The sequence below is a fragment of the Nostoc sp. EspVER01 genome (assembly GCF_034530635.1).
Lineage (GTDB): Bacteria > Cyanobacteriota > Cyanobacteriia > Cyanobacteriales > Nostocaceae > Nostoc.
Genome location: NZ_JAVRCS010000001.1, coordinates 58,335 through 71,410, shown reverse-complemented (window position 1 = coordinate 71,410; position 13,076 = coordinate 58,335). Strand labels below are relative to the sequence as shown.

The 13,076-nt window shown below is 41.7% G+C and carries 9 protein-coding genes and 1 pseudogene; 1 reads left to right on the top strand and 9 read right to left on the bottom strand.

The window, feature by feature from the left end; translation table 11 throughout:
• Positions 1-32: 32 nt before the first annotated feature.
• The 5 genes from RMX69_RS00300 to RMX69_RS00280 form a co-directional block, all read right to left on the bottom strand.
• Positions 33-1,235 (bottom strand): FtsW/RodA/SpoVE family cell cycle protein, encoded by a 1,203-nt coding sequence (locus RMX69_RS00300; RefSeq protein WP_289794818.1) that lies wholly within the window; start codon positions 1,233-1,235, stop codon positions 33-35.
• A gap of 241 nt (positions 1,236-1,476) precedes the next feature.
• Complete coding sequence (locus RMX69_RS00295; protein WP_289794819.1) at positions 1,477-2,925, bottom strand: sensor histidine kinase; 1,449 nt, start codon at positions 2,923-2,925, stop codon at positions 1,477-1,479.
• 10 nt (positions 2,926-2,935) lie between these two features.
• A complete protein-coding gene (locus RMX69_RS00290) occupies positions 2,936-3,487 on the bottom strand; it encodes a heme NO-binding domain-containing protein (protein WP_289799867.1) in 552 nt (183 codons plus the stop codon).
• A 295-nt stretch (positions 3,488-3,782) separates the two neighbouring features.
• Positions 3,783-4,517 carry a TenA family transcriptional regulator gene (locus RMX69_RS00285; protein WP_289794820.1) on the bottom strand — a complete coding sequence of 245 codons (735 nt, stop codon included), beginning with the start codon at positions 4,515-4,517 and terminating at the stop codon, positions 3,783-3,785.
• A complete protein-coding gene (locus tag RMX69_RS00280; protein WP_322636089.1) occupies positions 4,514-5,284 on the bottom strand; it encodes a class I SAM-dependent methyltransferase in 771 nt (256 codons plus the stop codon). Before RMX69_RS00280 ends, RMX69_RS00285 begins: the two co-directional genes overlap by 4 nt.
• A 489-nt stretch (positions 5,285-5,773) precedes the next feature.
• On the opposite strand from RMX69_RS00280, the gene RMX69_RS00275 reads away from it, so the two are divergent.
• Complete coding sequence (locus RMX69_RS00275; protein WP_322636088.1) at positions 5,774-6,778, top strand: hypothetical protein; 1,005 nt, start codon at positions 5,774-5,776, stop codon at positions 6,776-6,778.
• 80 nt (positions 6,779-6,858) lie between these two features.
• Here RMX69_RS00275 and RMX69_RS00270 read toward each other — a convergent pair whose 3' ends face one another.
• The 4 genes and pseudogenes from RMX69_RS00270 to RMX69_RS00255 form a co-directional block, all read right to left on the bottom strand.
• Entirely contained in the window at positions 6,859-7,065 is a 207-nt protein-coding gene (locus RMX69_RS00270) for a phycobilisome linker polypeptide (RefSeq protein ID WP_094349821.1), read from the bottom strand.
• 222 nt (positions 7,066-7,287) lie between these two features.
• Positions 7,288-7,776 (bottom strand): allophycocyanin subunit beta, encoded by a 489-nt coding sequence (apcB, locus tag RMX69_RS00265; RefSeq protein WP_069068902.1) that lies wholly within the window; start codon positions 7,774-7,776, stop codon positions 7,288-7,290.
• Between the two features lie 65 nt (positions 7,777-7,841).
• Entirely contained in the window at positions 7,842-8,330 is a 489-nt protein-coding gene (apcA, locus tag RMX69_RS00260; protein ID WP_099100538.1) for an allophycocyanin subunit alpha, read from the bottom strand.
• Between the two features lie 398 nt (positions 8,331-8,728).
• A pseudogene (locus tag RMX69_RS00255) lies at positions 8,729-12,025 on the bottom strand (phycobilisome rod-core linker polypeptide); the annotation flags it as partial.
• Positions 12,026-13,076: the final 1,051 nt, after the last annotated feature.

Here is a 13,076-nt window from a genome sequence, read left to right as displayed (position 1 = left end):
ATATGAAAAGCAGAGATATATAAAATGCTAGCTCAATTCCTGGTTTTATGAAAAGCTCGGCGTCTGCGCCCATTTTCAAGCTGAGGTTTTCGCAACGGTACTACCTCAGCTTCATTACTCTCACGTGCTACCCGAATCAGCAAACCAGCAGCTATTAAGCTGGCAATCATAGAATTACCACCATAACTAAACATGGGCAAAGGTAAGCCAGTAGTCGGTAGAGAACCTGTAGCAACACCGATGTGGAGCAATGATTGTCCTACCATCAAAGTCGTCACACCGATCGCTACTAATCTATGTACTATATTTTTAGCCTTCAGCGCCACAACTAATCCGAGAGTAGCGAATGTAGCTAAAAGCACCAATAACACCATACTGCCAACAAAGCCAAACTCTTCAGCGAACACCGCAAAAATAAAATCGGTATCTTGAATTGGTAAATAAAACAGCTTTTGTTGAGAAAGCCCATATCCAACTCCCCAAGTTTTACCAGAACCCACAGCTAGTAGACTTTGCACCAACTGGTAGCCATCTCCTGTAGCATCCGCCCAAGGATTGAGGAATGACATCACCCGCTTACGCTGATACTCTTTAATACTAATACTGAGTAGTGCCAGCATTACTCCACCAATTGCTGTTCCTCCCAGGTACTTGTAAGGTAAGCCAGCGGCTAAAGCAATTAGCCAGATAGTCATGCCGCAAAGTGCCGTTGTACTCAAGTTAGGCTGGGCAAGAATTCCTAAAAGTACCAGACCAAAAACACCCAACCAAGCCAAGCGAATCCGCCAACTAATTCGTTCCCACTGACCAAAAAGCCGCGCACTTTGCAACACCAAAAAGGGTTTAATTAGTTCTGAAGGTTGAATCGGAATTGGCCCGATCGCAATCCAACGCGCTGCATCAAAAGCTTTTCTTCCCAATCCTGGGATCAGTGTGACAAAAATTAACCCCAAAAACAGCAACAAAAACCAATGGGATAATCCCAAAATTTTCTGCAACGGCGAATTAACAATAATATTGAATCCGATTAAGGAAACTAAGACCCAAAGCAGTTGACGTTTAAAGTAGTACAAACCATCATTCTGACGGGCATCAGCGACAGGATATGATGCTGAAAATAGCATTATCAAGCCGACGAACAGCCAAATCAACGTTAACCAGCGCAACAACCGCGCTTCTAATGCCCAGTTGGAGACTGAACTATCAAAAATTGGAATCAGGCGGCGTAGATTCACGATTGGTACAGGTAAAAAGTTAGAAATTAGGAGTTAAAAATAAAACTCATAAATCATAACTTATAACTCATAAGTAGGCTTTACAACCATAAATCTTAGAGTTGTTAACTTCAATACACCACTAGTTCAATATTTCTGACAAATTGCCATCTCTACTCCGCAGTGATAAAGTATTATTTGATACTAACAAATTAGGATTGCTATAGTTAAGAGCGATCGCTCGAAAATTGACTGAAAGTATTTATTTTATTAAGCTTAATGATTTGATGCAATTAAGTGCTTGTTTGTTTATAGATAGGGGAATTTCAATCCAGAACTCAGTTCCTTGTCCAGGTTCTGATATACATCTTAGTGTTCCACCATGTTTTTCAACTATAATCTGATAGCTAATTGATAAACCTAATCCTGTACCCTTACCGACTGGCTTAGTTGTGAAAAATGGATCGAACAGTCGTTCCTTAACTGCTTCTGTTATTCCTGAACCATTATCAGCAATTCGGATTACACAGTTCGTTTCAATGATTTCCGTAGTAATTGTAATTATATTAGGATTAGCATGAATTTCTGCGATCGCGCGTCTACTATCATAGTTATCGAGCGCATCGATTGCATTACTGATAATATTCATGAATACTTGATTGAGTTGGCCAGCGTAGCAATCTACTAAAGGTAAATCTCCATAATTTTTCACTACTTTGATCCCAGGATGATCGACACTATCTTTGAAGCGACTTTGTAAAATCAGCAAAGTACTATCCAGTCCCTGGTGAATATCAACTCTTTTCTTCTCCGCCTCATCCAGACGAGAGAAATTCCGCAGAGATAAGACAATTTCAGAGATCCGTTCGGCTCCTACTTCCATCGAATTTAGGATTTTGGGCAAATCATCTAGTAAAAAATCTAACTCAATTTCCTTAATGTATTCTTTAATTTCTGACACAGGATTGGTATAAAACTGCTGGTAAATATGCACAAGTTTTAGCAAACACTGCGTATAATCCTTTGCATATTTCAAATTTCCGTAAATAAAATTAACCGGGTTGTTAATTTCGTGAGCGACTCCTGCGACTAACTGCCCTAAACTGGACATTTTCTCAGCTTGGACTAATTGAGCTTGAGTTTGTTGTAGCTCCCGAAGGGATTTTTCCAATTTTTTAGACTGAGCCTCAGCAATTTCTGCCAAATTCTCCTTGATTTGTAGCGCGCTCCGTAGTTGTGCTCTTTGCTGTTTCAGTTCATTTGTTAACTTTTTAGCATCAGCTAAAGCAGTATTCTGAGATTGTAGTAGGAACAAGAAATCAACAATCGGGTCGTGAATTGCAAAGTCTTTGAGTTTTATACCCAGAGGAGCTAGGCTAGTTGTATCTGTAATCCAGGGAGAACCTAAAAAAAATATCACCTCCTCCTCTGGTTGATACATCATCTGACCCTTGAGATGCATTCCATTGTGGAGAAACTCTAATATAAACAGGGCACGAGATTGTTTACTAATCGTATCAAAATCGACCAAAATTTTTGGACGATTGATTTGGAAATGCTGCTCAATCAATTTACCAACTAATGGTTCAGGACAAATGCGCCCGTAGACATCACCAGCTTGTACAATTTCCCGATTACAGTTAAAGGCAAAGTGGAAAGGAAAAGCTTTCGCCAGCAACTCTGGCGAAAGTGTAAGGTGAGGAGGAGCCATGCTACTGCACTCAATTTGGTTTATAAATCACTAAAAATTCATCATGTTCAGCACCCTCATCTCGACTTTGGGTTTGGGTAATATGAACTTCCGTATCAAACCTGGTTCCCAATCCCTTGACTAGTCCAAGAATCATTGGCGTTAACCCTTCTCTATCAGAGCGATAATGTAAGCTCAGAGAATTTTCTTCTATATCAGTACACTCAAATGATGGGGGTTGGAGTTTAGGAAAACTAACTCCTACACGAGCATGAAGATTATCAAGGTTTTCTAAAAACTCAGGGAGTTCATCTCCACTCATATCCATCAATTCGCCATAGCCTTCTTGAGCAGTGTACTGAACCCAAAATTCCCCAAAGGCTTGCATAATCTCTGAGGAAGATAAACCCAGAACGACACTAGCAGCTTTTACCAGTTTATGGGTGATGTCATCGGGATAGCCTTCCATACTGAGGAAAACATCTACATCCACCTCTGCTTTGTGCTTGATTGTTTTCCAAGTCTCTTCGCCAAAGCGACTGCACACCATGTCTTGAATCGCCTTGTTCACTAATCCGTACATGGAAGCCTCCTCTGCACCTAATTTTGCTTTGTGAATTTGCCCAAGACTCGACAACTAAATTTCTTAAAAGGCTTAATTTAAATGACAAAATTTTCTGTGATCAAGCCTGAAAATGGTTGATTATAGCTTTGAAAACTGAAAAAATAGGGAAAACTGTTTGTATTCTAATGCTACAAATGCTTATTATTACAACCGTATTTTCACTTATTACTTCTACCCAGATGGCTGTAAGGGTTTGCAGTAAGCACTTTTAGTGTTTACTGCAAATTTGCTCACCTTAATCTTGACAGACTAACTACAGCGATTCATCAAAAGGCAGCCATGAATCAGGATACAAGCTATATTTGGAGATTTGACGCTGAATACCGTTAAAAAATTGGATACGGGCATCCATAGCTTCTGCAATAGCCAGTTTTACTTTGATATCCTCTTCATTCATAGTTATTCGAGGTTCAATCACTGCTGCTAGCTTCGCTGCATGACTATCATCCACATCAATATGGACTTCAAAAAATATTAAGGCTTCTTTGGGTAAAGGAGCAGCGCCAACAATTCCTTTGTATAGTTGTGTGTATAGCGAACTAACAATCCCTTCGGAAGCATAACAGACGGCACCAAGTGCAGCTAAATAGCCGTATTTATGTGGCATCTGCAAGTAGGTTTCAATAAGGGCACGAGTTTCAGGTGCAGTGGGTAGTGATGCCAGAGTTTCGTCGTGGATACCAAGTGCACGGGTAAATTTACGAAACAATTCTGGGTGGGACTGAGTTATGTCTCCCTGTCCCATTTCGTCAAATAGGTTTTCCAAGATGACTAACTGACTAGTTTCATCTTGGCAGCAAGACAAGATGCTAGCCAAAATACGATTAAATTCTTTGGAGAATTTGTACATCTGGACAGCTAGTACCTGTACGTCTGGTAAAAATAAATTTCCAGTCTGACAGCGCATTAGAAACTCATGATTCCATAGAGGATGATTAATCGTTATTTCACGGAAGGAATTTCTAACTAAAGAAGATGTCTGTGTCATCGTAATATTTGTAGGGCTAGATGAAGGGGTTGGTCAAGTAAGGGGCTAAAAAATGATTCATCTATTGCGATATGTTCTGGAGTTACACGCAATTCTTGTAAAATTGGCATCGTATTGAAGCCAGCAAATTTAAGAGCATTAAAGTAATCCTCAAGAGTTTTATGAATCAATTGCACATTTAGCCAAGAACCATCTCGTTTCCAAATACGACCAGGAAACTGCCGATCTCGCTTGCTGAAATAGCCTGTACCTTCAACTTGAAAATAAAACGGATATGCTGCCTCCCGCATATATGGAAAAGATGGATGGGGAACACTGAATACAAATCGACCGCCTGGACGAAGAATGCGTGCAACTTCTGCCATGCATTCTTGGGTCTGAGCAATTGTCAAATAGTTAAATAAAAATACTGCAACAACTAAGTCAATTTCGCCATCATCAAACTGCTTGAGATTGGTAGCACATCCTACTTCATAGCTAATACCCAATCCATCTTCTACTTCTTGCAAGTTTGCTGCTGCAATCATGCCTTGGGAAAGGTCTATTCCATGTACCCATGCAGCGCCACGTCGGCTTAGTTCTCGACTGCAATAACCTTCTCCACAACCTATATCAAGTACTCGCAACCCAGCAACAGGCTGACAAAGGTCTAGTACAAAAGGGCGGGCTGTAAAGTCTGATAGTGAAGTAGGTTCTCCTCTAATCCACTCTGATGCTGTGCGATTATATAAGTTTTTAGTTGAGTTGTTGTGATTCAAATTTGACATTTTTAATTATTTATTTATACTCAAGTTAGACTTGTCTTAATCAATTTAGTCTGGCAAAACTAAAATACTTGATGTATATGTTTTAACAATTAATATGTTTCTCTGAGAATGTTGATTTTACTGGTTTTATGTTTTTATTTAAAAACTATTATTTCCCAAGGAAAAATCATCCTGAAGATTATTAGCTTGTTATTTTCTTTAAATATAAGCAGTTAAATTAGATTTAACTTCATGAACTTGAATCATTACTTAGTTAATGGCAACTTTATATATAGAAATTTATTTTTTTAACTCTAACTTCATCTGGGCTTTACTAATAAAGTTAAAATTAATTATTGTAATTTAGATAATTAAGAAAAATAAAACAGTATATTTTACGAAGTATAAAGAGAAGAATATTGTTAATTTGTAATAGTCAGATTCGTTTTGAAAACGGAATGGCTTTGAAGGTATGAGTTATTTAGCCGATTTAGAATAACGTTGGAAGAAATGATGTTAGAAGAACTGTTAGCAGAATTACCAGTGCGCGATCGCTTACAATATGAGCGTGCGATCGCATTTTCTCAGCTTGGCGATCGCCTCTTTGATGAGCTTGCTGATAAAATTGCTACAAAGCGAGAGTACCGACTACTATTTGAACACACATTAAAGCCTGAGTTATTCCAACAAATCAGAATTGCTGCTGCGGGTTATATTTCAGCGTGTCTGAATAGTCCCATCATTCTTTCGGAAGCTGAAATGCTTGAACGACTGCTGGAAGCAAGAAGTACTTTGCCGAACTATACCGGCACAGGTCTTTTAATGCCCAAGCGAGAACACGTTTTGGCATTTAACCTCTTTCAAAAAAGCGTCGCAGAGGCTTTCTACCAACTAGGAGCGAATGACCTGATTGATGCAGTGGATTTACCAGTAAATCTCCGCATGGTCTACGGTAAGACTGACGCCAAGAAGTTGGGTTTGCCCTTCGCTAGCTCAAAGTGCCATAGTGATGTCTGGGCAGGTGTTGCTGCTGATGCAACTGTAGTGGTTCTACCATTATTTGGCGACATCGATAATATCACTATCGAAGCAGGTGAAATGCCCCGCGAAATGGAGCTACAGTCTATGCAGGTGATGTCAGACTTCGATGAAGGTCGGGATATTCCGATGGTTGTCTCTTACACAGAAGCACAACTACAACACGGCACAATGTACTTTAATGATGCCCGTGGATTGCATCAAACAGTAAGAAGGAAAACTGAAGGTCTAAGAATTTCAGTAGATTTCCGGTTCCGCAGGAAATTCAATGAAGCTTACCGGGCAATGGTCGCACCTAATATTGGTGGTATTGAAGAAGATATGAGTGTGCCTTATGAAGACTGGCTGAAGGTTGGGAAAGAAACGCTAATTGTGTTTGATGAAACTATTGAACAAGCTAAGAACAGACAGAATGCTGACGCTCCAGTTCCACTTTATACTCGTGGGTATCGCCTTTTAAATATGTTTAACTTTTGATTTGCAAAAATCTAAGCCACAAAAAAGAGGTCTTTCTCGACCTCTTACCAATTCCCTAAAATAATATTCTATTTACAGAATTACGACAAGCCAGTATTAGCACCTTGTTTACCAGTTGCCAGTTCCACCTTGATGATTGTGCCACCTGCTTTTTGAATACGTTGCTGTTCGCGGAACCAGTTTTCATAAGGAACTAACTTAGTGAAGTAAGTATTTTGCAGTTCGCGTTGGGTACGAATTCGGGTTTGGCTGGGAACTAGAGCAGTAATTTTAAACAAACGGGACATATTTTGAAAATCTCCTGTATACCTTGTGAAAACTTTTTTATCTCAAAATCTTGAGTGCAAATCTTTTAATCATTCAAAGGCTGGAAATCAAACATCAATACTAGACCACCAACACTCATCACTGATAATTTACCAAGATAAGCAATATAACGTTCTAGCACTCACGGCTGATTTCCAGACCTTAATAAAGCCGCACCTAAATTCTTAAGCGCAAACTAGTTCTTAGCTTAAGCCAGAGGAGATATAGTCTAAGTAAACGCCCATTTCCTTACCAGCATCAGAACCTACCAAACTGGCGGTTACTTCTTTGATTGCTTGGATAGCTTGTACGGTAGCACCGACGGGAACGCCCAAGGAGTTATAGGTTTCCTTCAAGCCATTGAGCACACGCTCATCTAGGATAGAAGGATCGCCAGCTAACATAGCGTAGGTGGCATAGCGGAGGTAATAGTCCAAATCGCGGATGCAAGCAGCATAGCGGCGAGTGGTGTACATGTTGCCACCTGGACGGGTGATGTCAGAGTATAGCAAAGATTTTGCTACAGCTTCTTTGACGATCGCAGCAGCGTTAGCGCTGATGGTGCTAGCAGCACGTACCCGTAGTTCGCCAGTAGCGAAGTAGCCTTTTAGCTTTTCCAAAGCAGAAGAGTCAAGGTATTTGCCTTGAACGTCTGCGGAGTTAATGACAGCGGTAATTGCGTCTTGAGCCATGTTGTTAATTCCTTATTTCCAACCGTATTGCAATACTTCTGTTTAAGTAGGTAAACAGCTTTACCCTATCCTAGAAGGGCACCAACTAGGTAGTCGAAGTAGCCAGCAGCTTCACTAGCGTCATCACCAGAGAGCAATGATGTAGAGCCATTCTTCAGCCCACGGATACCTTCAGCAACACCATCAATAGGAGTTCCCAAGGACTTGTACAGTTCACGGGCACCAATAACACCAATTTCTTCGATGGGGGTGACATCACCAGCAACGATACCGTAGGTAACGAGGCGGAGGTAATAATCTAGGTCACGCAGACAAGTAGCAGTCAATTCTTGACCGTAAGCGTTACCACCAGGAGATACAACATCAGGACGCTTTTGGAACAGTTGATCGCCAGCTTGCTTAACGAGCCGTTCGCGATTTTCTGACAAAACTTGAGCAATCCGCACACGGCGCTCGCCACTTGCAACAAAAGACTTGATCCGATCTAACTCACCAGGGCTGAGGTAGCGGGCTTCTGCATCAGCATTCACGATAGCTTTCGTGACAATACTCATTAATGGATTCCTCCAATACGAATGAAACCAGGATTTGATTAAACTGGTGCGACTTTGAGTTTGGTTTACTGAGTTTGTTTTTTCGTCCTTTTAGACACAACAGTTTCACAACTGCTACGGCTAAAAAATTACGAGTTTGCCTGAGTCAACATAAGTACACAAGCTTTCAAACTCAGTTACCTTCCGCAAAACATTTTCCGGCATTCTGTTGAGCATTTATGACTGCTCTTAATACTTTGTAATATTGCTTTTCAGAATTTACTGTTTTAACTGCAATCTGAGAGCGGTATTACGAAAGGTTACGAAGGGGACAGGGGACAGGTTACAGGGGATAGGGAACAGTAAATAATCTGTACCCTATTCCCTAATTCCCTAGTCCCTACTCCTTAATCAACTGCTACACTGCCGAGGTAGTTACCTACTGGTAAAGATGGGAAGCGGTTGTAAGGTACAACATCTTCACCGAAGTAGCGGTTATATTCTGGACTTTCAACTATTGCTTCTACAGCAGCTGACAAACCACTATCGACTAGCAGCTTGTTATATTGGCCAATTTCTTCCTGAGTTGCGGGTGTACGCCCCAACAGATGACGGAAGAGGAACTCAATGACCTTGGTGTGAGGATAAGGTGATAAGAAGCGCTGGCGATAGATTTGAGAACTAGCTAGTTCACGCACAAACTCCCGCACGGAAATTTCACCATTTTGGAGTTTGCTATCTAGGTCAGTGCGACGGAAATTCTCAGGCACTTCACCGCTAAATACATCCAATACTTGACGATAAATGGCGTTGATTGCCTGTTGTTTTTCGTCTTGGTTGGTGTTTTCTGTTAGACGGTAAATGCGTGCATGTTTACGCACACCCTGTTCCACTGATTGTCCGCTACCATCGTTGTAAGAACGACCCAGTTCAGCAAAGGATGGCTTACCATTTGTTTGGGCTGCGATATCTGCGATCGCTTGTACCAAAAGCGGTGTATCGTTACTAACCCCGACACGGGCTTGTACTGGTTTAAAGCTTGGTACAACCACGTCATCGTTTTGCTTGGTCAGCTGGTTGTAAAGCTTCTCTGTATTCGGGAAATTTGCCGCAGGCAGGGTCGGGAAGCGGCGGTAAGGCACCGTATCTTCACCAAACACCTGGTTATATTCCACACTATCTACCAAAGCACCAATAAAGGCACGAATACCTTGAGTAGCCAAAATCTGGTTATACTTGCGGATTTCTGCTTGATCTAGTGGCGCACGTCCCAAGAAGTGTTTGGTTCCCAACTCAATCACTTTGGTGTTGGGGTAAGGTGTGTAGAACTCTTTCAGGTAGAGGTTAGAGTAACCCAAACCTTCAATAAATTCCTTCACACTAATTTCGCCATTACCCAGCTTGCTTTCCCATTTGGTAAATTCGTTTTTGGCAATGTAGGGTGCAATATCCCGCTCAAAAATCTGGCGATAGGCAGCGCTGATCAAAGTTTTGACTGCAACCTTGTCAGTAGTATTCGCAACCAATTTGAAGATTTTGGTTTGTTCCCGTTGCTTGCTGACACCTTGGTTAATGCGGAACTGAATATCTGGTTCTGACCGCTTTTCTGTTACGGTACCCAGTGTCACAAAGCTTGGTGTTACTTCCTTCTGGACTTTTGCGGCAATATCATCACGAATGCTACCAACACGTAATTGTCGCCCTGCTACACCACCAGGAGTCAGATACCGTTCGTAAGGAATTGTATCTTCACCAAATGCTTCACTGTATTCTACGCTGTTAATAATGGCATCAACTACCGCGTAAAAACCTTGTTTTGAAGCGATATCAAAGTACTTGTTGATTTCTTGACGACCATAAGTCGGACGACCCAACAAGCGGCGGTGAATATACTCGATCGCTTTACAAACATACAGCGATGACCAGTACAGGTTGCGGAATACATCCGACTTAGCTAAAGCACGAATAAATTCCCGCACCGAGATGTCGCCATTTTCCAGCTTGATTTCTAATACCTTCGGGCGCTGACCTTCGTAGACATCGCGACCGAAAACTTGCAGGTAAGCAGCTCTAATCACTGCTTGTGTGGAGCTTTCGGAGTATCTGACGCTAGAACTTTTGGGAGCCTTTTTACCTCTAGTACCAGGCAGTTGGTCTAACTTGAACACCTTGGGCCCAAGGGTACCAGGAGCTTCACCTCGCGCTCTGGGATTACTATTTTGGTTATTAATCCCTGCTCCTTGGTGAATCAGGATGCGTTTGGTATCCTTACTAAAAGGAGCCGGACTGGTACTGGGGTTGCGAGTTTCTTTCGGGAAAATCGCCCCAAACTGAATTTCCAAGGGGTCGTTACCAGAACCGTAAGGATGTTGATCTGGTAGCGGTTGCTCATAAGCCGCAAATGTGGTGATGAACTGAGGTATCTTGCGGAAAGGCGCACTGTAGTTAAACAGGTCTTGCTGCGGCCCCCAGTTGCGACATTCTTGTGCTTCTTGACCCAGACCCCGCAGGTAGGGTACTGTTTCTTCACCAAAATAGTCGCTGTATTCAGCAGAATCTACTAAGGCATCTACTAAGGCTGGTAGACCACCGTTAGAAATAATCGAGAAGTATTTTTGTACTTCTTCGCGGCTACTTGGCCCCCGTCCTAGAATGTGACGGAAAGCTAGTTCGATGACTCGGCTGTTAATAAAAGGCTGGTAAAACTGTTTTTGGTAAAGGGGAGATTTAGCTAAACGACGGACAAACTCTTTCACAGAGATGTCGCCATTCTTCACCTTGGATTCCAGGTCAGATATGGATAAGCTATAAGCACGGGTAATGTCGCGCTCAAAGATTTGCCGATATGCAGCCTTGATTACCTCGTTTTTTTCGCTACTTGATAACCCAGTCTTCATCACAAACTTGGGACGCCGTTCTGCTGCATTAAAGTAAATTTGCGGCAGTTGTAACCCTTGCTGGTCAATAGAAGGGCGTTGGCGGACTTTGTTTGAAGGTGTGGCTGCTTTGAATTCTGTTAACAAAACATCCATGTACTGAGACACAATTTCTGTAGCCTCAGCATCATTACGGAAAAATGAAAGTGCCCCGGCTTTAATTTCCTGCAAAGCTACTAGCGTTGCTTCACCAGAACAGGCATTTTCAATGATTTCCCGCAAACCCCTTGTATTCACCGCTATGATGTTGGGGTCGCCAGCAACGATCGCATAAGTAGCGTAGCGCAAGAACCAGGATAAATCCCGTAAGCTCTTGGCCATGTTGCTTGGGCCATAACGAGCAATGTTAATTGGTCTAAAACCTGCGGGTGTTGGACCGCTGGGGGATGAGTTAAATATTGAACGTAAATTTTCTAGGAACCCACCACGACTTTCAACGTAGGTTACGGTTCCTAGTTGCATCCCTTGTTGAACGTTAGCACCACCACCACCGGCTGTTACTAATTCTGCTTCTCTGGGCTTTTCTAAAAAAGCCATTGGCGAACCACCGACAAAAATCCGGTTGGCAGCCCGAGACACAATAATCTCGGCATTGTCTGTCAACGTCTGAGAAATTTCTAGACGCTTGGCACCAGATGCAAAATAGCTTGCCAGTTCATTTAATTCACCATTTCCCAAGAAGCGGTCTTGCTGCTCTGCTTGGGTAATCGTGGATACAGTTAGGGTTTGATATAGTTGCGGACGCGCAACCGAGCTTCCACCACTCGCCTTAACACTCATCGGATTTGTAAAACTCCCATCATAAGCGTTTATATGTTAAGTCTGGATTGTTTTGAGGCTTGACACATCGGTGTGTCTATGCTTTATGAGCTTGAGAGTATTGCCTGCAAAACTGCCAGTAAATTAACCCAGTTAGCTTTTAGATTAGAACGTTTTGCGTTCTCAAGGCGGATTTATTAAGAAGTATGTAGAACCTGTATCTTAAATGTCTCCAGTCTTAAAAGTGCATACTCCAGTTTGTCTGAGATTAAGTCTAAGTTTTGTAACTAAGTAGTAGGTTGGGAACTGTCTACTGATTTCTTTTTTATTTAAACGCATAAGCGCTTCTCACGAGACGCGACGCGTAGCTTGCTTCCACGAAGTGGTACGCCTTCTGGCAGGGTAGGGGCGCAGAGCTACGCAGAGAATTAGCTACAAATTAATGAAATGTTGTACTTAGTTACTGAACAGTGTTTCTTAATCGATGTTAAGTTGTTTTTGCTACTGTTAAACTCATATTCACAACTGACACTGCGCGGTAAGTAATTCTTAATTTGTGGTGGTTTAATCTGCAAATAGTCAGTATTTACATACAGGGTAAATACTATGCACAAAAGTTTTAATTGTAACTATTTATTCAATGTTACTCTATCTGCGATCGCAATTATTTTCGCTGTCACTACGGCAAAGACTAGACCTCAAATACCAACTCTGAGATACAACAGTGAAGCCCACGACTACGAGGGCACAAAGGGAAATATATAAATTTATACTTTTATGCTGATGTCACTTCTTAAAAAGGGACAGTGACTAAAGGAAGCATAACCGTTAGTGGTAGCGATCGCCTAAAATTCACCACAAAAAATGCTAACGCAGTAAAACTGTTACAAAATATTTATAATTCTAAATCTTGCCAATAATTTCAGAGACCCAGCATATATCACCGAAGTTGGACGTGACCAGTTTTATCGCAAAGAAAAGTTTGCTTATATCGCTACTGGGGTATAAGGTGGGTCATCATTGCAGATAATGTCCTTGAATAAGTTGCAATAATTCATAGGTAATACCAAAT